Origin of the sequence: Demequina zhanjiangensis (assembly GCF_030418315.1) — a bacterium.
GTDB lineage: Bacteria > Actinomycetota > Actinomycetes > Actinomycetales > Demequinaceae > Demequina > Demequina zhanjiangensis.
On record NZ_JAUHPV010000005.1, the window covers coordinates 137,140 to 162,175 of the forward strand.

26 protein-coding genes and 1 tRNA gene are annotated in these 25,036 nt (G+C 69.1%); 21 read left to right on the forward strand and 6 right to left on the reverse strand.

Annotated features, from left to right (window positions below; all coding sequences use genetic code 11):
* The first annotated feature begins 55 nt into the window (after positions 1-55).
* The 3 genes from QQX04_RS09360 to QQX04_RS09370 all read left to right on the forward strand — a co-directional run bounded on the left by QQX04_RS09360 (position 56) and on the right by QQX04_RS09370 (position 2,552).
* Positions 56-1,228, forward strand: coding sequence for a GGDEF domain-containing protein (locus QQX04_RS09360; RefSeq protein WP_301128480.1), 1,173 nt, complete (start codon positions 56-58; stop codon positions 1,226-1,228).
* 9 nt (positions 1,229-1,237) lie between these two features.
* Positions 1,238-2,407, forward strand: coding sequence for a GGDEF domain-containing protein (locus QQX04_RS09365; protein ID WP_301128482.1), 1,170 nt, complete (start codon positions 1,238-1,240; stop codon positions 2,405-2,407).
* Positions 2,408-2,478: 71 nt separating this feature from the next.
* Positions 2,479-2,552, forward strand: a tRNA-Pro gene (locus QQX04_RS09370).
* Positions 2,553-2,676: 124 nt separating this feature from the next.
* On the opposite strand, the gene QQX04_RS09375 is transcribed toward QQX04_RS09370, so the two are convergent.
* The 4 genes from QQX04_RS09375 to QQX04_RS09390 are packed head-to-tail and all read right to left on the reverse strand — an operon-like array spanning position 2,677 to position 6,621.
* Positions 2,677-4,224, reverse strand: coding sequence for an acyl-CoA synthetase (locus QQX04_RS09375; RefSeq protein WP_301128484.1), 1,548 nt, complete (start codon positions 4,222-4,224; stop codon positions 2,677-2,679).
* A gap of 42 nt (positions 4,225-4,266) precedes the next feature.
* Positions 4,267-4,722, reverse strand: a complete 456-nt coding sequence (locus tag QQX04_RS09380) for a MaoC family dehydratase (RefSeq protein WP_301128486.1) — start codon at positions 4,720-4,722, stop codon at positions 4,267-4,269.
* A 55-nt stretch (positions 4,723-4,777) separates the two neighbouring features.
* Positions 4,778-5,662 carry an amidohydrolase family protein gene (locus QQX04_RS09385; RefSeq protein WP_301128488.1) on the reverse strand — a complete coding sequence of 295 codons (885 nt, stop codon included), beginning with the start codon at positions 5,660-5,662 and terminating at the stop codon, positions 4,778-4,780.
* An 11-nt stretch (positions 5,663-5,673) separates the two neighbouring features.
* Positions 5,674-6,621, reverse strand: coding sequence for an SDR family oxidoreductase (locus QQX04_RS09390; protein ID WP_301128490.1), 948 nt, complete (start codon positions 6,619-6,621; stop codon positions 5,674-5,676).
* Between the two features lie 91 nt (positions 6,622-6,712).
* On the opposite strand from QQX04_RS09390, the gene QQX04_RS09395 reads away from it, so the two are divergent.
* From QQX04_RS09395 to QQX04_RS09410, 4 genes are all read left to right on the forward strand, one after another.
* Positions 6,713-7,165, forward strand: coding sequence for a MarR family winged helix-turn-helix transcriptional regulator (locus QQX04_RS09395; RefSeq protein WP_301128492.1), 453 nt, complete (start codon positions 6,713-6,715; stop codon positions 7,163-7,165).
* Between the two features lie 130 nt (positions 7,166-7,295).
* Positions 7,296-8,048 (forward strand): IclR family transcriptional regulator, encoded by a 753-nt coding sequence (locus tag QQX04_RS09400; protein ID WP_301128494.1) that lies wholly within the window; start codon positions 7,296-7,298, stop codon positions 8,046-8,048.
* Positions 8,049-8,153: 105 nt separating this feature from the next.
* Positions 8,154-9,320, forward strand: coding sequence for a 4-hydroxybenzoate 3-monooxygenase (locus QQX04_RS09405; RefSeq protein ID WP_301128495.1), 1,167 nt, complete (start codon positions 8,154-8,156; stop codon positions 9,318-9,320).
* Between the two features lie 113 nt (positions 9,321-9,433).
* Positions 9,434-10,093 carry a hypothetical protein gene (locus QQX04_RS09410; protein WP_301128497.1) on the forward strand — a complete coding sequence of 220 codons (660 nt, stop codon included), beginning with the start codon at positions 9,434-9,436 and terminating at the stop codon, positions 10,091-10,093.
* Here the strand turns inward: QQX04_RS09410 and QQX04_RS09415 are convergent.
* Complete coding sequence (locus tag QQX04_RS09415) at positions 10,084-11,001, reverse strand: LysR family transcriptional regulator (protein ID WP_301128499.1); 918 nt, start codon at positions 10,999-11,001, stop codon at positions 10,084-10,086. The genes QQX04_RS09410 and QQX04_RS09415 overlap by 10 nt on opposite strands.
* Positions 11,002-11,104: 103 nt before the next feature.
* Between QQX04_RS09415 and QQX04_RS09420 the strand changes: the two genes are divergently transcribed.
* From QQX04_RS09420 to QQX04_RS09480, 13 genes are all read left to right on the forward strand, one after another.
* Positions 11,105-12,079, forward strand: coding sequence for an amidohydrolase family protein (locus QQX04_RS09420; protein ID WP_301128501.1), 975 nt, complete (start codon positions 11,105-11,107; stop codon positions 12,077-12,079).
* Position 12,080: 1 nt separating this feature from the next.
* Complete coding sequence (locus QQX04_RS09425) at positions 12,081-13,424, forward strand: protocatechuate 4,5-dioxygenase subunit alpha/beta (protein ID WP_301128503.1); 1,344 nt, start codon at positions 12,081-12,083, stop codon at positions 13,422-13,424.
* The gene (locus tag QQX04_RS09430) at positions 13,421-14,377 is read left to right on the forward strand and encodes a Gfo/Idh/MocA family oxidoreductase (RefSeq protein WP_301128504.1); all 957 of its coding nucleotides are present in this window, start codon (positions 13,421-13,423) and stop codon (positions 14,375-14,377) included. The genes QQX04_RS09425 and QQX04_RS09430 overlap by 4 nt, the downstream gene beginning before the upstream one ends.
* Positions 14,374-15,348, forward strand: a complete 975-nt coding sequence (locus tag QQX04_RS09435; protein WP_301128506.1) for an aldo/keto reductase — start codon at positions 14,374-14,376, stop codon at positions 15,346-15,348. Before QQX04_RS09430 ends, QQX04_RS09435 begins: the two co-directional genes overlap by 4 nt.
* A gap of 119 nt (positions 15,349-15,467) precedes the next feature.
* The gene (locus QQX04_RS09440; protein WP_301128508.1) at positions 15,468-16,094 is read left to right on the forward strand and encodes a GntR family transcriptional regulator; all 627 of its coding nucleotides are present in this window, start codon (positions 15,468-15,470) and stop codon (positions 16,092-16,094) included.
* 122 nt (positions 16,095-16,216) lie between these two features.
* A complete protein-coding gene (locus tag QQX04_RS09445; protein WP_301128510.1) occupies positions 16,217-17,236 on the forward strand; it encodes an ABC transporter substrate-binding protein in 1,020 nt (339 codons plus the stop codon).
* A 94-nt stretch (positions 17,237-17,330) separates the two neighbouring features.
* The gene (locus QQX04_RS09450; RefSeq protein WP_301128512.1) at positions 17,331-18,182 is read left to right on the forward strand and encodes an ABC transporter permease; all 852 of its coding nucleotides are present in this window, start codon (positions 17,331-17,333) and stop codon (positions 18,180-18,182) included.
* On the forward strand, positions 18,179-18,958 hold the full coding sequence (locus QQX04_RS09455) for an ABC transporter permease (RefSeq protein WP_301128514.1): 780 nt from the start codon (positions 18,179-18,181) through the stop codon (positions 18,956-18,958). The genes QQX04_RS09450 and QQX04_RS09455 overlap by 4 nt, the downstream gene beginning before the upstream one ends.
* Positions 18,959-18,960: 2 nt before the next feature.
* Complete coding sequence (locus tag QQX04_RS09460) at positions 18,961-19,824, forward strand: ABC transporter ATP-binding protein (protein WP_301128516.1); 864 nt, start codon at positions 18,961-18,963, stop codon at positions 19,822-19,824.
* A 1-nt stretch (position 19,825) separates the two neighbouring features.
* Positions 19,826-20,518, forward strand: coding sequence for a 4-carboxy-4-hydroxy-2-oxoadipate aldolase/oxaloacetate decarboxylase (locus tag QQX04_RS09465; RefSeq protein WP_301128518.1), 693 nt, complete (start codon positions 19,826-19,828; stop codon positions 20,516-20,518).
* Between the two features lies 1 nt (position 20,519).
* Complete coding sequence (locus QQX04_RS09470; RefSeq protein WP_301128520.1) at positions 20,520-21,569, forward strand: PrpF domain-containing protein; 1,050 nt, start codon at positions 20,520-20,522, stop codon at positions 21,567-21,569.
* A complete protein-coding gene (locus tag QQX04_RS09475; protein ID WP_301128521.1) occupies positions 21,566-22,450 on the forward strand; it encodes a DUF1932 domain-containing protein in 885 nt (294 codons plus the stop codon). The genes QQX04_RS09470 and QQX04_RS09475 overlap by 4 nt, the downstream gene beginning before the upstream one ends.
* Positions 22,451-22,452: 2 nt before the next feature.
* On the forward strand, positions 22,453-23,454 hold the full coding sequence (locus QQX04_RS09480) for an amidohydrolase family protein (RefSeq protein ID WP_301128523.1): 1,002 nt from the start codon (positions 22,453-22,455) through the stop codon (positions 23,452-23,454).
* A gap of 50 nt (positions 23,455-23,504) precedes the next feature.
* Here QQX04_RS09480 and QQX04_RS09485 read toward each other — a convergent pair whose 3' ends face one another.
* The gene (locus QQX04_RS09485) at positions 23,505-24,602 is read right to left on the reverse strand and encodes a class I SAM-dependent methyltransferase (RefSeq protein WP_436968478.1); all 1,098 of its coding nucleotides are present in this window, start codon (positions 24,600-24,602) and stop codon (positions 23,505-23,507) included.
* A 191-nt stretch (positions 24,603-24,793) separates the two neighbouring features.
* Between QQX04_RS09485 and QQX04_RS14665 the strand changes: the two genes are divergently transcribed.
* Positions 24,794-25,036, forward strand: coding sequence for a putative acetyltransferase (locus QQX04_RS14665; protein ID WP_436968474.1), 243 nt, complete (start codon positions 24,794-24,796; stop codon positions 25,034-25,036).

Genomic DNA, 25,036 nt, shown 5'->3' on the forward strand with positions numbered 1-25,036 from the left:
TGCCGCAGTGTTGCAGGGCTATCCGCGGATCAGCCCCTGTCGGTACTCTCGGGGAGTGCTCGATGCCCTCACCACCCGGATGGTCCTCGCCTCGGTGACGCTGGCCGTCCTGGTGCTCTTCTACGTCGGCACCTACCGACGCGGCGGGTCGCGATATGCCGCCTGGTGGTGTCTTGCGCTCCTCAGTGCCGGCGTCGGCACCGCGGCCTACCTCTTCAACGGCACGTCCCTGCAGGGACTCATGAACCCGATCGGCAACCTCCTCTCGGTGGCAGGGGTCGGGTTCGTCTGGTTCGCGGCGCGAGCGGTGCGGGGCGAGAAGCCCGTGTGGTGGCTTTGGGGCGTCGTCGTGGGCGTCACGGCGCTTGCCTCCGCCCTCGACAGTCCCTCGGAGGATGTGTGGGCCGGCGGTCCGGTCGTGCTGGGCGGGATGAGTCTCAGCCTCGGCCTCGCCGCATGGGAGATCAGCCTGGTCCTCAGAGAGCGCAAGACGCTCGGTCCGCGCGGCCACGAGGACGGAGCCAAGGTGTCGCTGCTCGCGATGGAGGTCGCGAGCACAGGGCTCGCGCTCTTCTACGTGGCACGTGTCGTGGGCTACCTCACCATCGGTCCCGACGATCCGCGTTTCGAGGCGTGGATGGGAACAAGCATCACCACGATCGCCCTCACCGTCGTGCTGGTGGTCGCCACCTTCTCCATGAGCGAGGTGAGCCACCTGGAGCTCAACCGCGACCTGCGCATCCGTGCCGCGTACGACGACCTGACGGGTCTGCTCACTCGTGGCGAGTTCCTCGCGACGGCGCAGAAGCATTCGCAAGGCGGAGCGACGCCGCGGTATGCAGTCATGGCGGACCTGGACTACTTCAAGGACCTGAACGACGCGCTCGGCCACGCCGCCGGTGACCGCGCCTTGAGGGCGTTCGGCGCGGCCTGTCGCAAGGCGGTCGAAGGCCACGGGATCGCGGGACGTGTGGGAGGCGAGGAGTTCGCACTCCTCGTGGAGGCGCGCGACCTGGAGGACGTGCGCGGCATCGCCTCGGAGATCTCGCGCACCTACGCCGACGCCGCCCCCATCAGGCTCGGCACTCCTACCGTCAGCTATGGAGTCTCCGAGGTTCAGCGCGGTGAGTCCATGGAGCAGGCCCTGGCGCGCGCGGACGAGGCGCTGTACCGGGCCAAGCGCGCCGGGCGGGACCGCTTCGAGGTCGCGGAGACCCGCGCCGCATAGTCTTGGAGCATGCTCGACATCGACACGCTCCGCATCGCGCAGGTGTCGGTGGGCGCGTGCGTCTTCGTGCTCGTGTATCTCGGCACGTATCGCACCACTCGAGCGCCGTACGCAGCCTGGTGGAGCGGTGCCGTGCTCGCCTCTGGCGTCGGATCGTTGCTCTACCTGCCGCTGGACACCTGGGGCGTGGCTGCCGCCGCAATAGGGAACGCCGTGAGCGTCTTCGGTGCGGGCCTCGTCTGGGGCGCGGCCAGGGCGCTTCGCAACCGCGCCACCACCCTCTGGCACCTGTTCCCTGTGCCCCTCGTGATCTTCGCCTACTCCATGGCGGAGAGCCGCCAGGACGAGACGCTGCCGGGTACGTTCGCGCTGCTGCTGGGAATGTGCGCCTTCATCGCGCTCAGCGCGCGGGAGCTGTGGCAGATTCTCCAGACGCGCCACCTGCGCAAGGGTGCTGACGCGTTCCACTCGGCACGCGCCGCCGTGCTGTCGATGGCCGTCGCATCCACCGCCGCGGCGTCGTTCTACGGGCTGCGCATCGTGAGCTATGCGCTCGCCGGTCCGCAATCCGACTTCTACCTCGCGTGGACGGGCCCGAAGATGACGACGCTGGTCGTCCTGCTTCTGCTCGTGGTGGTCACCTACTCCGTGACCGAGCTGAGCCACTTCGAGCTCTCGCGCCAGTGGCGCGAGCGCGCCAACCACGACGACCTCACCGGGCTTCTGACGAGGAAGGCGTTCACCGAGCTTGCCGAGGCGGCGCTTTCCGAGGCCGCGACCAGTGCGCGACCGCTCGTGCTCGTCGCTGCCGACTTCGACCACTTCAAGCAGCTCAACGACATGTACGGCCACGCGGAAGGAGACCGGGCGCTGCATGCCTTCGGCGAGGCCTGCAGGGGAGTGCTCCGCGAGGACGACCTGGCCTGCCGCATGGGCGGCGAGGAGTTCGACCTCCTGCTCGTCGGCACTGCGATCGAGGATGCCGAGTCCGTCTGTCAGCGCCTCAATGCCGCGTACGTGAGCGCCTACTCCGACGCGCCTGAGAACGCTCCCACCGTGAGCTACGGCGTGACGATCGCAGACCCGAGCAAGCCCTGGGGAGCGCTCGTCGCCCGCGCCGACGCCGCGCTCTACCGCGCCAAGGAGCTCGGGCGAGACAGGATCGTGGTCGACGCCTGAACTGGGCGAGGACTCGCGGCTGAAGTGGTCACGACGACCGCTCAACATCCGGTACGATTATCAGGCTGTCACGGGCTGTGGCGCAGTTTGGTAGCGCACTTGACTGGGGGTCAAGGGGTCGCAGGTTCAAATCCTGTCAGCCCGACAAAATGGAACGGTCTCGGCTCACGCCGGGGCCGTTTCTGCTTTTCCCGCGCCGTCGCGAGCATGTGACAGGCGGCCCCGGTCAGAGCCGATCCCGCCTGAGGCACGGCGGTCCCAGGAGCGACCTACGACTCTGGCGCGCGGTCCGGCAGCGAACGGAATCGCTCGCGCAATTCGACCTTGCGCACCTTGCCGCTGGCGGTGCGGGGGAGGTCGTCCACGAGGACGGCCGCGCGCGGGAGCTTGTACTTCGCGACTCGCCCGCGCACATGGCCGAGGACGTCCTCGGGCGTGACCTGAGTGCCCTCGTGGATCGCGACGATGGCCAGGGGCACCTCGCCCCAGCGATCGTCGGGCACCCCGATGACGGCGACCGAGCGCACCTCGGGCATCTCCATCACGAGCTGCTCGATCTCCGCGGGGTACACGTTCTCTCCACCGGAGATGATCATGTCCTTGAGGCGGTCGGTGACCGTGAGGTAGCCGTCCTCGTCTAGCCTGCCGATGTCACCAGTCCGGAACCACTCGCCGTCGCGGGCCTCCGCCGTGGCCTCCGGGCGGCGCCAGTACTCGCGGATGACGTTGGGGCCGCTGATCTGAATCTCGCCGGGCTCGCCGACCGGCATCTCGGTACCGTCCTCGCCCACCACCCGCACGTCCGTGAAGAAGTGCGCCAGACCGGAGGTCCCCGCGTGGTCCCGGGCCTTCGATACGGGCAGCGAGGTGGCGCCGGGGGACGCTTCCGTCATGCCGTAGCCGCTCGAGAACGCGAGCCCTCGCGCTTCGTAGGCCTCGATGACGCGTAGCGGCATCGCCGAGCCGCCGCACGTGAGCTTGCGGATGCTGGACAGGTCGGTAGTGTTCCAAGCGGGGTCCTCGGCGAGGAACTGGAAGGTGGTCGGCACGCCCGAGAGGCTGGTGATCCCGTGCTCCTCGATCGCGTGCAGCACATCGCCCGCATCGAAGCGTTCGTGCAGCACCACCGCGCCGCCCTTGAGCAGCGTGGGCAGGGCGCCCATGCTGAGCGCGGCGACGTGGAACATCGGTGACATCATCATCGCGACCTCCTCGCGCGTGACGTCGTAGTCCACGATCGCGTTGAGCACGTTCCAGGTGAGGTTGCCGTGGGTGAGGACGGCTCCCTTGGGCCGGCCCGTCGTGCCCGACGTGTAGAGGATCATCGCCGGATCGTCGAGCGACACCTCGACGTCGAGCTCGAACGGCGGTGTGGTGCTCATCGCCTCGTCGACGCTCTCGACCGCGGGCAGGTCCGCCTCTCCGTCGACCACGAGGCGCTTGCGGATGCCTGTCGACCACGCGGCGGCGCGCGCGAGGTCGCGCACCGACTCGTGGGTGACGAGGAACACCGCGCCCGAATCCTCGATCATGTACTCGAGCTCCCGCGGCGCCAGGCGCGTGTTGAGGGGAACGAAGATCGCGCCCAGCAGGCCGCACGCGAAGAATGTTGTGAGGAAGTCCGGGTGGTTGTTGCCGAGATAGACGAGGCGGTCGCGCTTCGCCAGGCCTCGGTCGGCGAGGACCTGGGCGAGCCTTGCGACGCGGTCGGCGTACTGGTCGAACGTGTAGGTGCCGCCCGACCAGATGATCGCAGTCTCGCCTTCGGACTTGATGCGTCGCCGGGCGATCCAGTCGCCGAGCCCCTGGTTCTTCATGTCATCCTCGTTGATGCAGTGGGGGTGGGGTGCTGCCGTGGGTCAGGCGTAGAAGCGGTAGAGGCCTCGCGCCGCGACTGCGGGCTTGGTGCCGCCCTCGATCTCGATGGTCTGGTCGACCGTGAGCTGGAAGCCACCGCGGATCTCCGCCACCTCGGCGATCACCGCGTTCATGCGGACCCGGGCGCCCACCTGCACCGGCGAGATGAAGCGCACCTTGTCGAGTCCATAGTTGACCTTGGTGGTGACGCCGTCGACCTCAAGCAGCTCTGTCCAGAACTTGGTGGTCAGCGACAGCGACAGGAAGCCATGCGCGATGGGGCCACCGAAGGGGCTCTCCGCACGCGCGCGCTCCGGCTCGACGTGGATCCACTGGTGGTCGTCCACGGCATCGGCGAACTGGTTCACCCGGTCCTGGGTGACCTCGAGCCAGTCGGACCATCCAAGATCGCGGCCCTCGAGAGACGGGACCTCGGCGTAGGGGACGGTGGCGGTCATGAGCGGTGCCTTTCGGAGTGGGGGTGGAGGGGGACGATGCGGCGTGGCGCCTGCATCACGAGTCAAGCCGGAGCAGGCGGGCCGCGTTGCCCTTGAGGATCGCGGGCAGGCGTTCGGGCTTGAGCGCTGTCTGCGTGATGTCGTCGAGCCAGCGGTCGGGAGTGAGGAGCGGGTAGTCGGTACCGAACAGGATGCGGTCCTTGAGGTAGGAGTTGGCTGCGCGCACCAGCTGCTCGGGGAAGTACTTGGGCCCCCATCCCGACAGATCGATCCACGTGCGGTGCTTGTGGGTCGCGACTGCGAGGGCCTCGTCCTGCCACGGCACGCTCGGGTGCGCCATCACGATGTCGAGGTCGGGGAAGTCGGCGGCGACACCGTCGAGCAGCATCGGGTTGGACCATGCGAGGCGCAGACCTCGGCCTCCCGGCAGTCCCGCGCCGATGCCGGTCTGCCCCGTATGGAACAGCGCGGGCACACCCGCGTCCTGGATGGCGCCGTAGAGCGGGTACCAACGCTCGTCCGAGGGGTCGAAACCCTGGACCGTGGGATGCAGCTTGAAGCCGCGCACGCCGTGGTCCTGTGCCAGGCGGTGCACGCGGTCGACGGCATCAGGACGGTGCGGGTCGACCGAGCCGAAGGGGATGAGGACGTCCGCGTGGTCCGCCGCCTGCGAGGCGATCTCCGCACTGTCGAGCGTGGGGTGTCCCAGCTGCGTCTCGGCGTCGACCGTGAAGACCACGGCAGCCATGCGACGCTCGCGGTAGTAGCCGGCGATCGCCTCGAGCTCCGGCCGCGGGCCGTCGGTGCGGAAGTAGCGGGACGCGGCCTCGACCAGGTCGGGCGGCAGGGAGGTGTGCCCGTGGTCGTCGACCTCGATGTGCACATGGACATCGATCGCGTCGATCGCCTGAAGGTCGATCGCGGGCTCGTAGCGAGTCATGGCGGGCCCGTTCAGGCGGTGGGCGCGGGCCGCACCAGCGACTCAGGAAGCGCGGGGAAGCGCTCGCCCACTGACTGCAGGTTCCCCTCAAGAATCCCCGGCAGGTCGGCGGTGAGCGCCTCAAGGTTCCAGCCGCCCTCGTGGTATGCCGTCGCGACGGGTTCCGGATGCGACCACACCTGGAGGCGGTCGCCGCCGATCCCGAGCGCCTGCCCTGTGACGCCTGCAGCGGCGTCCGAAGCCAGATAGGCGACCAAGCCTGCGACGTCGTCCGACGTGCCGAAGCCCAGGTCATGACGGAAGAAGTCCGGCATGGGCTCGCCTGCGGCGTCGGCCTCGATCGCGGCGGCGAAGTAGGGGACGGTCGCCGTCATGGCTGTCGCGGCCACGGGGATCACCGCATTGACAGAGACGCCTGCCTTCTTGAGCTCCATCGCCCAGGTGCGCACCATCCCGACGATGCCGGCCTTCGCCGCCGAGTAGTTGGTCTGACCGAAGTTGCCGCGCTGGCCGGTGGGGGAGCCGATGCAGACGATGCGCCCGGCCACGCCGTTGTTGCGGAAGTGCGTGGCGGCTGCGCGCACACAGGTGAACGTTCCGCGCAGGTGCACGTCGATGACGGTGTCGAAGTCATCGTCGCTCATCTTCCACAGCACGGTGTCGCGCAGGACCCCCGCGTTGGTGACCAGGATGTCGAGTCGACCGAAGGTCTCGAGCGCGGCCGTGACCAGAGCATCGGCGGTGGAGGTGGGGCCGACGGGCGCGACTACGGCGACCGCCGCGCCGCCCGCGCTCTCGATCTCGGCGACTGCGTCCTGCGCCGCGGTCTCGTCGACATCATTGACCACGACCGAGGCGCCCTGCCGGGCGAGCTCGAGGGCGTAGGCCAGGCCGAGGCCGCGGCCCGAGCCGGTGACGATCGCGGCGCGACCGGCGAGCGGGGCATGCTGTGGGGACATCACTGAACTCCTTTGTTCACGACTCAGCACAGCACTAGTCGTTGAGAAAGTCAATGATTGAGATTCTCACCACTCGTGACAGGATGACCTCATGGGCACCGACAACGCACCGATGGACGTGTCGCCGACGCTGGACGCCGACGCGAGCTTCCTGCTCGCCCGCGCGAGCGCGCTGACGGCGGCCGCGGGCAATCGCGCACTGTCGAGCATGGGGCTCAAGGTGCGCTCGTACTCGGTGCTCGCGCTTGCTGTCGAGGTCGGTCCGTCGCAGCGGGAGCTGGCCGAGAGGCTTCGTCTGGATCCGAGCCAGATCGTTGCGCTGGTCGACGCTCTTGAGGCGGGCGGCTACGTGGAGCGGCGCCCGGATCCTGCCGACCGTCGCGCGCGCACGATCACGGCGACGCCGGCGGGCGCGGAGCTGTTCGCCCGTGCGCGCGCAGCGGTCGACGGCGCTCAACGGGAGATCCTTGCGTCGTTCTCGACCCACGAGGCCGACGCTCTTCGTGCCTTCCTCCGGCGCATCGCCTACTCCGATCTGAGGTGACACGCGCGACGGCGTGACGAGGCCAAGGGTTCCGCCACAGACACGGTCACGGGTGTCACCACATCACGCTCAACGAGTACGCCGTCCCGTTCAACGGGATCGGATGGCCGAGGCGTGCCATGCTGAGCGCGTGGCGAACTCGACCTCCGGCGAGTCGATGACGGCGCGACTCGTGCGCGTGCTGGAGGCCTTCACGCCCACGCGCACCACGCTCACCGCCGCCGAGATCGGCCGCGCCGCGGGGCTGCCGTCGTCGACAGCGCATCGCATCGTGAGCGAGCTGGTGGAGGCCGGGCTTCTTGAGCAGGACGAGGACCGACGCGTGCGGATCGGCATGCGGCTGTGGGAGCTCGCCACGCGGTCATCGCATGCGCTCCTGTTGAGGCAGGCCGCGCTGCCGTTCATGGAGCAGGTCCAGGCGCGCGTCCGTGAGCACACGCAGCTTGCGATCCTGGACCAGGACGAGCCCCTCTTCCTGGAGCGGCTGAGCCACCCGGACGCCGGTGCGAACATCACCCGTGTCGCGGGTCGGCTCCCGCTGCACGCCTCGTCCTCGGGGCTGGTGCTGCTCGCGTTCGGCGATCGCCCGCTGCAGGAGCGGGTGCTCGCGGGGCGCCTGCGCGCGTTCACGCGGAGCACTCCGACCGACCCCGCGGTGCTCCGACGCATGCTCGACGGGGTGCGCAAGGCGGGCCACGCAGTCACACCCGGCTTCCTGGACGAGGATTCGACGGGTCTCGCAGTGCCGGTGCGCGACGAGGCGGGCCGCACGGTCGCTGCGCTCTCGGTCGTGCTGCCGCGGGATGCGCCGACGGCGTTCGCCTTGGCAGAGCTTCATCGCGCGGCGCGCGCGATCCAGGAGGCGATGGGGCACCGACGCTGACACGGGCGACCTTCGACGCAGACAAGATGCCCGTTGAACGGGAATCGATCCCACGGCAAGGGGCGTAGCCGTCAAGATGGCCGCATCGACATCAAAGGAGATGCCATGGACGCAGTCCGCACCCGCGTCGCGATCGTCGGCGCCGGTCCCGCAGGTTTGTTGCTGTCCCACCTGCTCGCGAGAGCAGGGCTCGACTCGATCATCCTCGACTCCCGCAGCCGCGAGGAGATCGAGAGCACCATCCGCGCCGGGATCCTCGAGCAGGGCACTGTCGAACTGCTCGACGAGGTGTCAGGCTCCCGTGCTCGCACCGTCGGCAGCCGGCACGACGGCATCGAGCTGCGCTTCGACGGAACGGGTCATCGGATCGACTTCGCCGGGCTCGTGGGGCGGGGTGTGTGGCTCTACCCCCAGCACGAGGCGCTCAAGGACCTCATCGCAGCACGGCTCGCCGACGGGCAGGACATCCGCTTCGGCGTCACCGCGCACGAGGCCGTGGACGCGGAGTCGGTCTCGCCTGCGGTCCTCGCGACCACCGCGGAAGGCGGGGAGCTCGTGGTGCGCGCGGACTTCGTGGTGGGCGCCGATGGCTCACGGAGCGTCGTGCGGCAGGCCGTGTGCGGCAGTCACGGAGGCTACTTCCGCGAGTATCCCTTCGCCTGGTTCGGCATCCTGTGCGAGGCGCCGCCGAGCGCGGACGAGCTCATCTACTCGAACTCGCCCGACGGTTTCGCGCTCATCAGCCAGCGCACGCCCGAGGTGCAACGGATGTACTTCCAGTGCGAGCCGGACGCAGACGCGCAGGCGCCGTCGGACGCGCAGATCTGGGACACGCTCCAGCGCCGCGTCCCGGGCGCGACGCTCCATGAGGGTGCGATCTTCCAGCGCGACGTCCTGCGGTTCCGCAGCTTCGTGGCGCGCGCGCTCACGCGGGGGCGGATGGCGATCGTCGGCGACGCCGCGCACACCGTGCCGCCCACCGGAGCCAAGGGCATGAACCTCGCGGTCGCCGACGTCGTGCTGCTCGCCGAGGCCCTGGAGGCTCTGCTCGTAGGCGGCGACGCGTCTCTCCTTGAGAGCTTCGACGAGCGCGCGTCCGCACGTATCTGGAAGGCCCAGCACTTCTCGTGGTGGATGACGAGCATGCTTCACACGGCGCCCGACGCGTCCGACTTCGATCGACGGCGTCAGCTAGGGGAGTTGCGCTCCGTGGTCGAATCGCAGGCCGGTTCCGCCTATCTCGCCGAGGCCTACACGGGTTGGCCCCTCTAGAGCACGGTGGCCGTGGGGCGCGCGTGAGGAGGGCCCGCGGGTGCGCGTCGTCACCGTGTGTGCTCGACCGCACCTCCCCGGCCGACCGCGCGTCGTGGGAGTAGCCTCGTGCCATGTCGACGACGACGCCGTCACCCACGACGCCGTGGGCGCCCCTCACCGCGGAGGAGATCGCGGCGCTCCTCGGCCCCAGCGAGGCACGCTGGTGGCTCTCGGGCGGCGCCGCGCTCGACCGCTGGCTTGGCCGCCAGATCCGGGGGCGCGAGAACGTCGACGTCAGCACGATCCCGCAGGATCTTCGCCCGCTCCTCGCGGTGTTGCCCCCGCGGTACTCCGCATGGGTCTCCGACGGTACGGAGGGCGAAGGGATGATCCCGATCGCGGACGCCGATGAGGACGCCGACCTTCAGCCGGTCCTCATCAGGGACGATCCGGCCGACGTCTGGGTGCTGCGCGTGAACGTCGAGGACGGGGCCGCGCGCGCGTGGATGTATCGTCGCGACGCCCGGCTCCAGCTGCCGTGGGATCGGGTGGTGCTGGACATTGATGGGGTGCCGACAGGCGCGCCGGAGGTGCAGCTCCTCTGGAAGTGCTTCAGTCCGCGTCCCGAGGACGATGCCGACAAGGACGCCGTCATGCCGCACCTGTCCGACGAGGCGCGCGCGTGGTGGGAGCAGCAGCTGCTCAGGATCCACCCCCACTCGTCATGGACCATTCCGGTGCGCTCCCCGATGTTCCCGGCGCGCGCGAGCTGGAACCGCCCTCAGCGCTGAGCGTCGTCGGTGAACTCGCCGCTGCTCACCGCGTGGAGGACGAGGCGTCGGAACCATCGCCCCGCAGGCGAAAGGTTCATCTCGCGGCGCGTGTAGAGCGCCACCGGTGAGCTGATGCCCGGCCACGGCAGGTCCGCCGTCTCGAGATCGGGGAACCAGCCGCAGAACACGTCTGCCACGTGGCGGGGCAGGAGCGCGACCAGATCGGTGGCGACGAGCACCGCCGGGACGGTCGAGTGCTCCTCCACCGTGAGCGCGACCTGGGGGAGGAGGCCGTGCTCCACGAGGGCCTGTTGCGGGAAGGTGTGGCCGCCTCTCGCGGAGACGCGGATGAAGCGTCGGCCCTCGAACATGCCCGGGCCGGTGACCGGCACGGGATGGTGGCGGGAGGTCAGCGCGACGTACTCGACCCCGCGCACCGGAGTGCGCCACAGTCGCGCGGTATCCATGACGGACACGGTGAGCGCGACGTCGATCGAACCCCTGACGATCTCCTCCTCGGCGACGTCGGCGTCAAGACGTGTGGCGACCAGGCGTGGGCGCGCCTTCGCTCGGGTGAGCGCTGCCATGATCGGCGGAAGGAAGGTCTGCTCGCCGATGGACGTGAGCCCCAGCACCAGCTCTCCGTCGAAGTCGCTCGGGTCGAAGTCGGCGCTGTCGGTCACCGTGGCGTCGATCTGGGCGATCGCCTCGTGAAGCGGGCCGAACAGCTGGTTCGCCCGCGGCGTGGGGACCATGACGTGGCCGTCGCGGCGGAACAGGTCGTCGCCGAAGCGCTTGCGCAGGCGCGCGAGCGTGTAGCTGACCGTCGGCTGCGTGACGTGGAGCCGGTCTGCGGCGCCGGTGAGGCTCCGCGTCTCGTAGAGCACGACGAAGGTGCGGAGCTGGTTGAGGTCAGCTATCGACATCTATCGAACCTCTCTATGCGGCGTCCCTGCAGAATCTATTGGACCACAGTTGCCGGCGAGCCTAGAGTCAAGACTGAGAAAGCTAGTGACAAGGACGTTGCTCGTGATCCAGGACATCCCCGGCCCTGATGCCTACGCCCCGGCGCGCCACGGCGAGACGACCGGCGACTTTGAGAAGACGCCCGGCTGGCTCGACTGGTACGACGGGCCCACGACGCCCACCTTCCAGCTGCCCGCCGGCGCGGTCGACGCGCACTGCCACGTCTTCGGCCCGGGCGGCCAGTTCCCTTTCGCTCCCGAGCGCAAGTACACGCCGTGCGACGCAAGCGCTGCACAACTGTTCGCGCTGCGCGACCACCTCGGCTTCGCACGCAACGTCATCGTTCAGGCGACGTGCCACGGGGCCGACAACCGTGCGCTGGTCGATGCGCTGAACCGCAGCGAGGGTCGTGCCCGCGGCGTCGCGACGGTGCGCCGTGACGTGACCGATGCGCAGCTCGCCGAGCTCGACGCCGCGGGAGTGCGCGGTGTGCGCTTCAACTTCGTCAAGCGTCTCGTCGACCGCGTGCCGACCGACTCGCTCGAGGAGATCGTCGAGCGGATCACGCCGCTCGGCTGGCACGTGGTCATCTACTTCGAGGCAGAGGACCTGCCGGACCTGTACGACTTCTTCTCGGCCATCCCCACCGATGTGGTCGTCGATCACATGGGACGGCCCGACGTCACGAAGGATCCAGACGGTCCCGAGTTCGACCTCTTCCTGCGCTTCATGCGCGAGAACCCGAACGTGTGGACCAAGGTGTCGTGCCCCGAGCGGCTCAGCGTCACCGGTCCGCGCGCTCTCGACGGCGAGCAGCACGCCTACACCGACGTGGTGCCGTTCGCCCGACGCGTGGTCGAGCAGTTCCCCGACCGCGTGCTGTGGGGCACCGACTGGCCCCACCCGAACCTCAAGGACCACATGCCCGACGACGGGCTCCTGGTCGACTACATCCCCCAGATCGCCACGACGCCGGAACTGCAGCGCAAGCTGCTCGTCGACAATCCCCAACGCCTGTATTGGCCGGAAGGAGCATGACATGGCTCTCGACAAGCCCTACAAGAACATCCCTGGCACGATCATCTTCGATGCCGAGCAGGCCCGGAAGGGCTATCAGCTCAACCAGTTCTCGATGTCGCTCATGAAGCCGGAGAACCGCGAGCGCTACCTGGCGAACCGCGAGGCCTACCTCGATGAGTGGCCGCTCAGTCCAGCGCAGCGGCAGGCGGTGCTCGACCTCGACCTGAACGCGATGATGGCGGAGGGCGGCAACATCTACTTCCTGTCCAAGATCGGCGCCACGCACGGCATGAGCTTCCAGCAGATGGCGGGCTCCATGACGGGCATGAGCGAGGCCGCTTACCGCGACATGATGGTCGGCGGCGGACGCCGGCCCGAGGGGGTGCGCCTCAAGGACCTGGACGGCTGGGAGCCGCCCTCGAACGAGAAAGCGACCACGATGCGGGAGGATCCCCCCGCGAAGTACACCTCGGCGCTGTTCACGTCCCACGTGCCGGCCATCGGCGCCGCGATGGACATGGGCAAGACCGAGGAGCCGTACTGGAAGAAGATGTTCGCCGGCTACGAGTGGACCCGGAAGTGGGCGAAGGAGAACACGCCCGATGTGATCATCCTTGTGTACAACGACCACGCCACCGCCTTCGACTCGAGCATCATCCCCACCTTCGTGCTGGGCACGGGCGCGCACTACCCGGTCGCGGACGAGGGGTACGGCCCCCGCCCCGTGCCGGACGTCTACGGTCACCCGGAGCTCGCGGCGCACATCGCCCAGTCGGTGATCCAGGACGACTTCGACCTCACGCTCGTCAACGAGATGGTCGTGGACCACGGCCTCACCGTGCCGCTGTCGCTCGTGTTCGGCGACGTGGAGGAGTGGCCGTGCAAGATCATCCCGCTGCCGGTCAACGTGGTGCAGTACCCGGTGCCCTCGGGCCGCCGGTGCTACGAGCTGGGCAAGGCGATCCGTCGGGCGCTCGACAAGTGGGACGGCGAGGAGCTCAACGTGCAGATCTGGGGCACCGGTGGCATGAGCCACCAGCTCCAGGGCCCGCGCGCCGGCTTGATCAATGAGGAGTGGGACAACGCGTTCCTCGACCACCTCATCGCCGATCCGCTGGGCCTCACCGAGTGGCCGCACATGGAGTACGTGGACGAGGCCGGATCCGAGGGCATCGAGCTCGTCGACTGGCTGATCGCCCGCGGCGCGATGGATGATCAGTTCGAAGGGGACGCTCCGAGCGTCGACCACCGCTTCTATCACGTGCCGGCCTCCAACACGGCGGTCGGCCACCTGGTGCTGAGCAACCCGGTCGGCCAGACGGCGCCCGCGGCTGACGAGGCTCCGGAGGTGGTGCACGCATGACGGGTGACAGAGTGCGGATCGCGGTCGTCGGGGCCGCCGGCGCCTTCGGGATGAAGCATCTCGACGGCTTGGCGAGCATCCCTGACGCCGAGGTCACCGTCGTCAGCGGCACACGAGCCGAGCCGACGCAGGCGGTCGCCAACAAGTACGGCGTCCCTCACGTGGTGCTCAGCTACGAGGAGGTGCTGAGGCGTGACGACGTGGATGCCGTCATCCTCGCGACCCCGACGGGCCTGCACGCGAGCCAGACGCAGGCCGCGCTGGCGGCAGGCAAGCACGTGGAGGTCGAGATCCCTCTCGCGGACTCGCTGTCCGACGCTGAGGCGACTCTCGAGGCCGCCAATGCCTCCGACCGTGTCGCGATGGTCGGCCATACGCGCCGTTTCAATCCCTCGCACCAGTGGATCCACCAGCGGGTCACGGAAGGCGAGTTCGGCATCCAGCAGATGGACGTGCAGACGTACTTCTTCCGACGCACGAACACGAACGCCAAGGGTGAGCCGCGCTCCTGGACCGATCACCTGCTCTGGCACCACGCCGCGCACACCGTGGACCTGTTCGCCTACCAGTCGGGGCCGATCGTCCAGGCGAACGCGATCCAAGGACCGATCCATCCTGACCTCGGCATCGCGATGGACATGTCGATCCAGCTGCGCGCCGAGTCGGGCGCGATCTGCACGCTGTCGCTCTCGTTCAACAACGACGGCCCCTTCGGCACGTTCTTCCGCTACATCGGCGACACGGGCACCTACATCGCCCGCTACGACGATCTGGTGGACGGCAGGGAGGAGCCGATCGACGTGTCCGACGTTGCAGTGAGCATGAACGGCATCGAGCTGCAGGATCGCGAGTTCATCGCCGCGATCCGCGAGGGCCGCGAGCCGAACTCGTCGCTGCGCCAGGTGATCGACTGCTACCGCGTGCTCGGCGCGCTGGAGGAGCAGCTCGGGTGAGCCTTCCGCGCATAGGTCTGGGCTGCATGGAGCTGAGCCATGCGTACGGCGTCGCGCCGCCTCCGGAGGAAGGTGTCAGGATGCTGCGCGCCGCGCTCGACGAGGGCGTGCGGTTGCTCGACACCGCGACGCTCTACGGCGGCGGACGCAACGAGGAGCTGGTGGGGCGCGCACTGAAGGGCCGCAGGGACGACGCGGTGGTCGCCAGCAAGGGCGGGATGGCGCTGGTCGACGGGGTCAAGACCATCGATGGCAGACCTGCGACCCTCAAGGCACAGGTCGACGCGTCGCTGGCGCGGCTCGGCATCGAGCGCATCGACCTCTACTACCTGCACCGTTGGGACAAGGCCGTGCCGATCGCCGAGAGCGTCGGCGCGCTCTCCGAGGCGGTCGCCGCAGGCAAGATCGGTGCGATCGGGCTGTCTGAGGTGTCGGTCGCGCGACTGCGCGAGGCGCTCACGGTCGCGCCGATCGCGGCCGTTCAGAACGAGTACTCGCTGTGGAGCCGCAATCCCGAGCTCGGGATGCTCGACGCGACGCGAGAGGCCGGCGTCGCCCTGGTCGCGTTCTCGCCCGTCGCGCGCGGCTTCCTCGCCGGGGGAGTGGCGGATCCTGAGGCTCTCGCGCCGAAGGACATCCGTCGGGGCATGCCGCGCTTCCAGCCCGATCACTGGCCGGCGAATGCCGCTCTGCTTCCGCGGTGGCGCGCGCTTGCGGCATCGGCTGGGTGCACCCCGGCGCAGCTCGCGCTCGCGTGGGTGCTGTCGCGCGGTGAGCACGTCGTTGCGATCCCAGGCACCACGAGCCTTGAGCACCTGAGGGAGAACCGTTCCGCGGAGGAGCTCGCGGTCGATCCCACGCTGCTCGCACGCGCGGGCGAGCTCATCGACACGGCGACCGTGTCGGGACAGCGGTACAACGCGGCGCAATCCGCCGAGGTGGACGCCGAGACGTTCGATAGCGTCGCGTGAGGGGTCGCGTCGTCGCGATCGTGCGGGGACGTGTCGCGACTCAGACGCACGTCTCCCAGGCACGGGCATAATGTCGCCTATATTGTTGACGATATTGTCGTACCCAAAGGAGGGGTGTCATGGCTGCGGACACGCGAGTGCTCGATGACCTGAAGGCCGCGATCCTCGCCGGCCGGTACGCGCCGCGCCAGCGCCTGGTCGAGGCCGAGCTCTGTGAGGACTACTCCGCCAGTCGATTCGCGATCCGCGCGGCCCTCCAGGCGCTCGAGGCGGAGGGGCTCGTGGAGCGCATCCCCAACGTCGGGGCGCGAATCCGCGACATCGGGATCGACGAGGCGGTCGAGATCTCTGAGGTGCGCGAGGTGGTGGAAGGTCTGATCGCTCGACGGGCGGCCGAGCGGGTGACCGACGCGGAGGCCGCGGACCTCGAGGCGATCGGCGCCAGCATGCATGCCGCCGTTGCCGCGGGCGACACGGGGGCGTACGGCGAGCTGAACTCGCGCCTGCACAGCACTGTCCGCGAGATCGCGGGTCACCACAAGGCGAGCGACATCATCGCCCGCCTGCACGGTCAGATGGTCAGGCATCAGTACGCGCTGTCGCGCGTCCCAGGCCGCTCGAGCGTCTCTGTGCACCAGCACCAGGCGATCATCGACGCGATCATCGCGCGCGATGGCGACGCGGCGGAGGCCGCGATGCGTTCCCACATCTCGTCGGTGATCGAGGCGCTCCGTGCGACCGTGTAGACGACCGTCGTCGCAGGTAGCGACTTCGTTATCAAAATCGTCTACAAGATTGTCGACAATCGCGTTATGGTGGTACTGCCACACCCTCAACGACGAGGGTGGGATCTCTAGGAGGAGAGCCCATGGAAGTTCAGTCCCCAACGCTGTCCACCCGCGTGAAGGCTTTGCTCGGCATCACCGGCGCGGCCGCCATCCTCACGCTCGCAGCGTGCAGCTCCGACGCCGAACCGGCCGCCACCTCGGCAGAGCCTGAGACCACGCCCGCCGACTCGGGCGAGATGATGGAGGCGCTCGACGTCACGGTCGGCCTCATCCCGATCCTCGATGTGGCGCCGGTGTACCTCGGCGTCGAACAGGGGTTCTTCGAGGAGGAGGGCCTCAACCTCACCCTCGAGCTCGCACAGGGAGGCGCCTTCATCATCCCCTCGGTGAGCCAGGGCGACTACGAGTTCGGATTCAGCAACGTCACCTCCCTGATCCTCGGGACCGCCAACGGCGTCGGTCTCGAGGCCGTCGGCCCCGGCGCGTCGACCAACGGCACCGAGGAGGACATGGCGGCGGTGCTCACCCAGCCCGACTCTGGCATCGCCACCGCGAAGGATCTGGAGGGAAAGAAGGTCGGCGTCAACGCGCTCGCCAACGTCAACACCGCGACCATCAACCAGATGGTGCGCGACGACGGCGGCGACCCGTCCACGATCACGTACGTCGAGCTGCCGTTCCCTGACATCGTTCCCGCGATCGTGTCGGGAGACATCGACGCAGGCCAGGTCGTCGAACCCTTCCGCACGGCCGGGGTGAACCAGGACCTCGTGAGCATCGGCTCGAACTTCCTCGCGATGAGCCCGACGTTCATGATCGCCGAGTACTTCACCTCGTCCGACTTCGCGGCCGAGAACCCCGACGCGGTCGCAGCCTTCTCGGCCGCGCTCGCCAAGTCGTTCGAGTACGCCACCGCGAACCCCGACGAGGTCCGCGCGATCGTGCTGACCTACACGCGGATGGACGAGGAGACGGCGAACGCCGTGCGTCTGCCGGGCTGGCCGAGCGAGATCGACGCCGCGTCGGTCGACCTCCAGGCCGAGCTGGCAGTGACGGACGGGACGCTCAGCGAGATCCCGGACCTGTCCAACCTGAAGTAGCGGAACCGGGGCCGCGGCATTCCGCGCCGCGGCCCCGGCACCGGCTTCGCCCCACCCCTCAACCACGGTTCGCCGTTGAATCGGAGGCCTCCCCGTGAGCCCGACCTCAGCCACGCTGACACCGTCCTCCCGTCCCCGTCCCCGTCCGCGGACCGCCACGCGTTCCAGTAGCCCGCGCCGCAGCCGGGACCTCTGGCTCGGGGTCCTCGGTGTCCTCATCGTCCTCGCCGGAGCGGAGCTCCTGTCCCGCACCGGCATCGTCAACCCCGACTTCCTGCCACCTGTGACCGAGATGTACGCGGCCCTCTTCGCGATGCTCGGCGAGGGCTGGTTCTGGGAGGCGCTGTGGCTTACCGTGCGAGGCTGGGCGGTCGGCCTGGCCGCGGCGATGGCGCTCGGCGTCGTCGTCGGCTACATCATCGGCTCGAGCACGTTCCTCAGGAGGTTCACGAGCTCGACCGTCGAGTTCCTGCGCCCGATCCCCTCGGTGGCGCTCATCCCGCTGGTCATCCTGATCTTCGGCACCCAGCCGCAGTCCGCGTTCGTGCTGGTGGTCTATGCGGCGTTCTGGCAGGTGCTTGTCCAGGTCCTCTACGGCGTGGCGGACGTGGACCCGGTGGCCCGCGACACCGCGCGCTCCTACCGCTTCGGACCCATCCGCATCGCGCGCTCTGTCGTGTACCCCACGGCGCTGCCGTACATCATGACCGCCTTCAGGCTCGGCGCGGCGGTGGCGCTCATCCTCGAGATCACCGCCGAGCTGGTGATCGGCGTGGACGGCCTGGGACGAGAGCTCGGCATCGCCCAGAGCTCGGGCGCGGTGCCCGAGACGTACGCGCTGGTCATCGTGATCGGCTTCATCGGCGTGGCAGTCAACCTGCTCGTGAGACTCCTCGAGCGCAAGGCCCTGTGGTGGCACCCGTCCGTGAGGAGCGAGCAGTCATGACCAGGTACCTCAAGTCGGCGGGCTACACGCTCGGCCTCCCCGTGATCCTTCTGACCGGATGGTGGTTCGCCTCGGCGGGCTCGACCAACCCCTTCTGGCCGCCGCTGTCCACGATCCTCGAGGCGTTCCCCACCACATGGACGATGGACCGCATCGTCGGTGACATCCTCCCGTCGCTCGCGCGGCTCGGCATCGGGTTCGGGATCGCGGTGGTCCTCGGGCTCGTGCTCGGCACGGCGATCGGCCTCTCGCCGTCGCTGCGCGCTCTCTCCGAGCCCGTGCTCGAGTTCTTCCGCGCAGTGCCCCCGCCGGTCCTGGTGCCGATCATCGCGCTGTTCGCCGGCTACACCGGCTGGCTCGGAAAGATCGTCACCATCGCGCTCGGCTGCCTCTGGCCGATCCTGCTCAACACGGTCGAGGGGGTCCGCGGGCTCGAGCCCACCCTCACCGACACCGCGAAGAGCTACCGGCTCAGCCCTTGGCGGCGCCTGGTCTTCGTGATCCTGCCGGGCGCCAGCCCGCGCATCTTCACCGGCGCCCGCCAGTCCCTGTCCATCGGCGTGATCCTCATGGTGATCTCGGAGCTGTTCGGGGCCAACCGCGGCCTCGGCGCCGCGATCGTGCAGTTCCAGAGGAGCTTCGCCATCCCTCAGATGTGGACCGGAGTGATCGTGCTCGGTCTCATCGGAGTCCTGCTCGCCACGCTGTTCAAGCTGGTCGAGAACCGCATGCTGGCCTGGTACGTCGGGCAGCGTCAGATCGAACGAGGAGCCTGACCATGACCTTCACCACCCTGCTCTCAGGCCGCAGTGCGAAGGCCCCCGAAGCGCCCGCCACGGACGTCGCGCTCGATCTGCGCAACGTGCAGAAGACCTACGACACGCCAGGCCGTCCCGAGGTCGAGGCGATCCGCAACCTCGACTTCCGGATCAACCGCGGCGAGCTCGTCTGCGTGGTGGGCCCGTCGGGAGCCGGCAAGACCACGCTGCTGCGCTCCATCGCGGGCCTGCTCGACCTCACGGCGGGCGAGGTGGTCCTCGACGGCACCCCGGTGACCGGGCCGCCGGACGGCATGGCCGTGGTCTTCCAGGAGTACGGGCGCTCGCTGTTCCCGTGGATGACCGTCCGCCAGAACGTCGAGCTCCCGCTCAAGGAGAAGGGGGTCCCCAAGGCCGAACGCAAGGCGAAGGCCGAGCGGGCGCTCGCCGAGGTGAGCCTGACCGAGGCCGCAGACCAGCACCCGTGGCAGCTCTCCGGAGGCATGCAGCAGCGCGTAGCGATCGCGCGTGCGGTCGCCTATGAGCCGACGGTCCTGCTCATGGACGAGCCCTTCGCGGCTGTCGACGCGCAGACCCGCGCCGAGCTCGAGGACCTGGTCCGCTCGCTGTGGAAGCACCTGGGCGTCACCGTGCTGTTCGTCACGCACGACATCGACGAGGCGGTCTACCTGGGCGAGCGCGTCGTCGTGCTGTCCAATCGACCGACCGTCCTCATGGAGGACGTCTCCGTGGACCTGCCCGCCGAGCGTGATCAGCTCACCACCCGCTCCGACCCGCGCTTCGGAGAGCTCCGCGGTCACGTCTACTCGCTCATCCAGAAGGCCAAGGCCGGGCACCGTCCCGACGAGGACCAGGAGGCTTGACGTGGAGACCGTGATCCTGACCGACCCGCCCAAGCCCCCGCGGGAGACCGTCGAAGGGTTCGCCGGGATCGGCGCGGCCACCGTGGGCGAGGCGCTGGGCCGCACCGGCGACCTCGGCTCGGACCTGCGGCCCATCCAGACAGGCGCACGGATCGTGGGCACGGCCGTGACGGTGCTGTCCTGGCCCGGCGACAACCTGATGATCCACGCCGCGATCGAGCAGTGCGGACCGGGTGACATCCTTGTGGTGGTCACCCGCTCGCCGTCGCAGCACGGCATGTTCGGCGAGCTGTTCGCGACCGGGCTCCAGCACCGCGGCGTCGCCGGCGCGATCATCGACGCCGGCGTGCGGGACACACAGGAGCTCCGCGACATGGGCTTCCCGGTGTGGGCCCGCCACATCAACGTCCTGGGCACAGTGAAGAACACGCCCGGTGCCGTCAACGTGCCCGTGGTGATCAACGGTCAGGTCATCGACGCGGGCGACATCCTGGTGTGCGACGACGATGGGATCGTCGTCGTGCCTCGTGGGCAGGCGGACGACGCGCTTGCCAAGTCCCGGGCGCGCCTCGCCAAGGAGGAGGCGACCCGGGCATCGTTCCTCAAGGGCGAGCTGGGGCTCGACCGGTACGGCATGCGGCCGGTGCTCGCCGACCTGGGCGTGACGTACCGTCGCCACCCCGAGGCGCGCTGATATGTCCGGTATCCCGTGCGCGCTGATGCGAGGCGGCACCTCGAAGGGGGCGCTGTTCCTCGCTGACGACCTGCCGGCCGACGCGGCTGCGCGCGACGACCTCCTGTTGCGGATCATGGGCAGCCCCGACCTGCGGCAGATCGACGGGCTGGGCGGGGCTCACCCGCTCACCTCCAAGGTGGGCGTGGTGAGCCGGTCCGAGGATGACGCGGCCGACATCGACTACCTGTTCCTTCAGGTCGCGGTCGACAAGCCTGTGGTGTCGACCTCGCAGACGTGCGGCAACATCCTGGCAGCCGTAGCTCCGTTCGCGATCGAACGGAGCCTGGTCCCGGCCCGTGACGGGAGCACCGTGGTGCGCGTGCGCATGGTCAACACCGGGACCGTCGCCGCGCTGACCGTCCATACACCAGGCGGCGAGGTGACGTACGAAGGCGATGCTGAGATCTCCGGTGTGCCGGGTACAGCCTCGCCGGTCGAGGTCGCTGTCGAACCACCGTCGGGTGCGCTTCTGCCGACGGGCAACCCGGTCGACCGGATCGCCGGGGTCGATGCGACGCTCATCGACAACGGCATGGCGTCCGTCCTGGTGCGCGCCGCGGACCTGGGGATCACCGGTGACGAGGACCCGGCGAAGCTCGAGTCGAACGCGGACCTGGTCGCCCGTGTGGCCGAGATCAGGGCCGCGGCATTCCCGCTCATGGGCATCGCCGGTACCCCGGAGACCACGACCACGCCCAAGATCGTCCTTCTCTCGGAGCCTGGTGAGGGCGGCGCGATCCGCACGCGAAGCTTCATCCCGTTCCGCGTTCATGAGGCGATCGGGGTGCTGGGCGCAGCTTCCGTCGCCGCGGGTGTCAGCCTGCAGGGGAGCGTCGCGGAGGGCCTCGCTCCGGCGCCGCGCGCCGACCGACGCATCCGCGTCGAGCACCCGACGGGGTTCCTCGACCTCATGGTCGACCCCACTGGAGAGACCCGGTTGCTGCGCACCGCACGCATGATCATGGACGGCCGCGTCCATCCCCGATCACCCCGGAAGGAGTCCACATGATGCCGCGCGTCGCCCTGATCGGCCTGGGCGAGGTGGGCCGGGTGTTCGCGGAGGATCTTCGCGCGCTCGGGATCACCGACCTCGTCGCGTGGGACGTGGCGCTCGACGACGCTCAGTCACGCGCTGCCAGGAATGCGCACGACCTCGGCGTCGCCACTGCGGCCTCGGCTGCAGCGGCGGTCGAAGGCGCCGCGCTCGTGGTGAGCGCCGTGACCGCGATGAACTGCGTGCCCGCCGCCTCATCTGCGGCCCCGGGACTTGGCGCGGACACGTGGTTCTTCGACCTCAACTCGAGCTCCCCTGCGCACAAGCAGGAGGCGGCCAGTGTGATCCACGCCGCGGGGGGCCGCTACGTCGAGGCGGCGCTCATGTCACCCATCGAGCCCCGCCGCCTCGCCTCTCCCTTCATCCTTGGGGGGCCTCATGCTGCGGCGTTCAGCGGCGACGCCAACGCGTTCGGGCTCTCCGAGGCGCGCGTCGGAGCGGAGCAGATCGGGGTGGCCGCCGCGACCAAGCTGTGCCGCTCCGTGGTGGTGAAGGGCCTCGAGGCGCTGCTGTCGGAGTCGCTGCTCGCAGCGCGTCACTACGGGGTCGATCGCGAGGTGATCGCCTCGCTGTCGAACATCCTGCCCGAGGCGGATTGGGACGCGATCGCCGGCTACTTCATGTCCCGCTCCCTCCAGCACGGCGTGCGCCGCGCGGAGGAGATGGAGGAGGCGGCCGCCACGGTGGCCGATGCGGGGGTGGACGCGTGGATGGCGTCCGCCGCCGTGCACCGTCAGCGGTGGGCGGCGCAGTACGGCGAGGTGCTGCCGCAGGAGAGCACCTCGGCGCTGGTGGACGCGGTGCGCAGCGCCGCGGGCCTTGATCGGGAGGACTGACCATGATCATTGACTGTCACGGGCACTACACGACCGCACCAGCTGCGCACACGCAGTGGCGCGAGGCTCAGCTCGCCGCGTGGAACGCGGGCCAGGCAGCCCCGGAGTACCCGCACATCACCGATGACGAGATCCGCGAGACCATCCAGTCGAACCAGCTGCGGCTCCTCCGCGAACGCGGCGCCGACGTGACCATCTTCTCGCCGCGTGCCTCGGCGATGGGTCACCACCTGGGTGACCTCGACACCTCGATCGCGTGGACCGTCGCCTGCAACGACCTCATCGCGCGGGTGGTGGACCTCTTCCCAGGGACGTTCGTGGGCGTCGCTCAGCTGCCGCAGACCGCGGGCGAGCCTCTGGATGCGGCGGTGCGCGAGCTCGAGGCGCGGGTCGCTCAGGGCTTCATCGGCGTCAACCTCAATCCCGACCCGAGCGGAGGGAACTGGACCTCGCCGCCGCTCACCGACCGCTACTGGTATCCGATCTACGAGCGGATGGTCGAGCACGACATCCCCGCGATGATCCACGTCTCCGCGTCGGCCAATCCCGCGTTCCATGCAACCGGAGCGCACTACATGAACGCCGACACCACCGCGTTCATGCAGCTGCTCCAGGGCGACCTGTTCGCCGACTTCCCCACGTTGCGGCTGATCATCCCGCACGGCGGGGGAGCGGTGCCGTATCACTGGGGTCGCTACCGAGGGCTCGCGGACATGCTCGGCAAGCCGGCGCTCGCCGAGCACCTCATGAACAACGTGTTCTTCGACACGTGCGTCTACCACCAGCCGGGCATCGACCTGTTGACCGACGTGATCCCGGTCGAGAACATCCTGTTCGGTTCGGAGATGGTGGGCGCGGTGAGGGGGATCGACCCTGAGACCGGCCACTACTTCGACGACACGCTCCGGTACATCAAGGCCGCGCACGTGTCCGAGGCCGAACGCGAGGCCATCCTTTCCGGCAACGCGCTTCGCGTGTTCCCGCGGCTCGCCGCGCGGGTCTGACCTTCACGAATCCTGGCACCGTCTACGTCTCGCGAGGCGCCGGATGGTCGTCATCGTCGCGTGGAGACGGTGACGGTGAACTTCGCGTTGCGCGCGACCTGCTGAGTGGGGCCGATCGTCCGCTCGAGCAGCGGCCGATACCTCAGCCCGGAGTTCCACACGCACCACAGCTGACCTCCGGGGCGCAGCACCCGGGCTGCGTCGGCGAACATGCGGGGTGCGATGAGGTCGGTCACGGCCGCGGCGGAGTGGAACGGCGGGTTCAAGGCGATGAAGGAGGCGCTGGCGGCGGGCCTGCCGCCCAGCATGTCGTCGCGCGCCACCTCAACGCGGTCGCTGACGCCGTTGGCGAGCATCGTCGCGTGCGCGGACGCGACGGCGATGGCGGACTGGTCGCACGCATAGACATGTGCGCGGGGATATCGCGTCGCCATCCACGCGCCGACGACGCCCGTGCCGCACGCCAGGTCGATGAGGGGATCGTCCGGCGTCCCGCCTGCCGGGGCGTCGGGAAGGTTGTCGAGGAGCAGGCGGGTGCCGATGTCGAGCCGTGCGCCGGCGAACACCCCGCCGAAGGCACGCACCTCGAGACCAGCGACCTGTGCGGCGGCAGGCGTAGGGTCACGGCCATCCCGCGGTGCGCGGGCGAGCAGCACTCGGGACTTCTGCCGAGCATGGCTGATGTCCAGCTGCCCGAAGTGCTCGCTCAGCACCGCGTTCATCGACACGGACATGTGCTTGAGACGCCCGCCCGCGACGACGACCACGCTGGGGTCTGCGTGCGCAGCGATCAGGCCCGCGATGTCTCGGAGCGCGTCGAGAGACCGGGGCAGGCGCAGGAGGACTACTCGCGCGCCAGCTACCAACGCGGCCCCCAAGGGGAGCGTGCGGAAACTGCCGGTGAGGCCGACGCGTGCGGCGTTGGCTTCGAGCGCGCGCTCACCGGTGAGAGCGTCGAGGTGCGTGCGGATCCCGCTTGCCCCCGCTTCGGCCGCCCCTAGCGTGAGCGCTCCGTACGCGTCGTTGATCACCACGATGTCGCCTGGCCCGGCTGACTCGCGCAGCTCCGCGGACTCGTCCAGGATCAATCGGTCTGCCGCGTCGACGGCCACCAGTCCCGGGGCCTCGACGTCGGGCCAGCGCCGCATCGAGTCGAAGACGTTGCTCACCGCTTCACACCGCCATCAGTAGACCAGGCCGTCGGGACGCAGCGAAGAGGGAGTGCGTGGACTCACGAGGAGCCGAGGTGCGGGCAGGGTCGATCACGGTCAAAGCCTAGCTTCGGGCGACGAGCGCGGTCCCGGAGTTGGGGGCCTTGCAGTTCTGGGACGATGGGCACATGCCTGAGTGGAGCAGCAGACAGGGTCGGATCAGTCTTCCGCCTCCCGGCGCGCGCGTAGTGGTGCGCTACCTGATCCCCACGGGAGAGGCGACTGATGCTCTCGGTGAGCTGCTGAGCGTCGATGATCAGGCGCTGGTGGTGGACGGCGTGCGTGGAGTCGAGCGGATCCCGGTGGACACCGTCGTCGCGGCGAAGGGAGTGCCCCCTCGTCCTCAACGGCGGCCGCGGGGTGGGCGCTGA

Bases quoted from the DNA above. Each gene is read 5' to 3' on its own strand.
- QQX04_RS09430 (WP_301128504.1), top strand. From the start codon at position 13,421: ATGACGGGTGACAGAGTGCGGATCGCGGTCGTCGGGGCCGCCGGCGCC.
- QQX04_RS09440 (WP_301128508.1), top strand. From the start codon at position 15,468: ATGGCTGCGGACACGCGAGTGCTCGATGACCTGAAGGCCGCGATCCTC.
- QQX04_RS09415 (WP_301128499.1), bottom strand. From the start codon at position 11,001: ATGTCGATAGCTGACCTCAACCAGCTCCGCACCTTCGTCGTGCTCTAC.
- QQX04_RS09410 (WP_301128497.1), top strand. From the start codon at position 9,434: ATGTCGACGACGACGCCGTCACCCACGACGCCGTGGGCGCCCCTCACC.
- QQX04_RS09380 (WP_301128486.1), bottom strand. From the start codon at position 4,722: ATGACCGCCACCGTCCCCTACGCCGAGGTCCCGTCTCTCGAGGGCCGC.
- QQX04_RS09475 (WP_301128521.1), top strand. From the start codon at position 21,566: ATGATGCCGCGCGTCGCCCTGATCGGCCTGGGCGAGGTGGGCCGGGTG.
- QQX04_RS09445 (WP_301128510.1), top strand. From the start codon at position 16,217: ATGGAAGTTCAGTCCCCAACGCTGTCCACCCGCGTGAAGGCTTTGCTC.
- QQX04_RS09470 (WP_301128520.1), top strand. From the start codon at position 20,520: ATGTCCGGTATCCCGTGCGCGCTGATGCGAGGCGGCACCTCGAAGGGG.
- QQX04_RS14665 (WP_436968474.1), top strand. From the start codon at position 24,794: ATGCCTGAGTGGAGCAGCAGACAGGGTCGGATCAGTCTTCCGCCTCCC.
- QQX04_RS09385 (WP_301128488.1), bottom strand. From the start codon at position 5,662: ATGACTCGCTACGAGCCCGCGATCGACCTTCAGGCGATCGACGCGATC.
- QQX04_RS09390 (WP_301128490.1), bottom strand. From the start codon at position 6,621: ATGTCCCCACAGCATGCCCCGCTCGCCGGTCGCGCCGCGATCGTCACC.
- QQX04_RS09365 (WP_301128482.1), top strand. From the start codon at position 1,238: ATGCTCGACATCGACACGCTCCGCATCGCGCAGGTGTCGGTGGGCGCG.
- QQX04_RS09460 (WP_301128516.1), top strand. From the start codon at position 18,961: ATGACCTTCACCACCCTGCTCTCAGGCCGCAGTGCGAAGGCCCCCGAA.
- QQX04_RS09485 (WP_436968478.1), bottom strand. From the start codon at position 24,602: ATGCGGCGCTGGCCCGACGTCGAGGCCCCGGGACTGGTGGCCGTCGAC.
- QQX04_RS09425 (WP_301128503.1), top strand. From the start codon at position 12,081: ATGGCTCTCGACAAGCCCTACAAGAACATCCCTGGCACGATCATCTTC.
- QQX04_RS09405 (WP_301128495.1), top strand. From the start codon at position 8,154: ATGGACGCAGTCCGCACCCGCGTCGCGATCGTCGGCGCCGGTCCCGCA.
- QQX04_RS09395 (WP_301128492.1), top strand. From the start codon at position 6,713: ATGGGCACCGACAACGCACCGATGGACGTGTCGCCGACGCTGGACGCC.
- QQX04_RS09480 (WP_301128523.1), top strand. From the start codon at position 22,453: ATGATCATTGACTGTCACGGGCACTACACGACCGCACCAGCTGCGCAC.
- QQX04_RS09455 (WP_301128514.1), top strand. From the start codon at position 18,179: ATGACCAGGTACCTCAAGTCGGCGGGCTACACGCTCGGCCTCCCCGTG.
- QQX04_RS09375 (WP_301128484.1), bottom strand. From the start codon at position 4,224: ATGAAGAACCAGGGGCTCGGCGACTGGATCGCCCGGCGACGCATCAAG.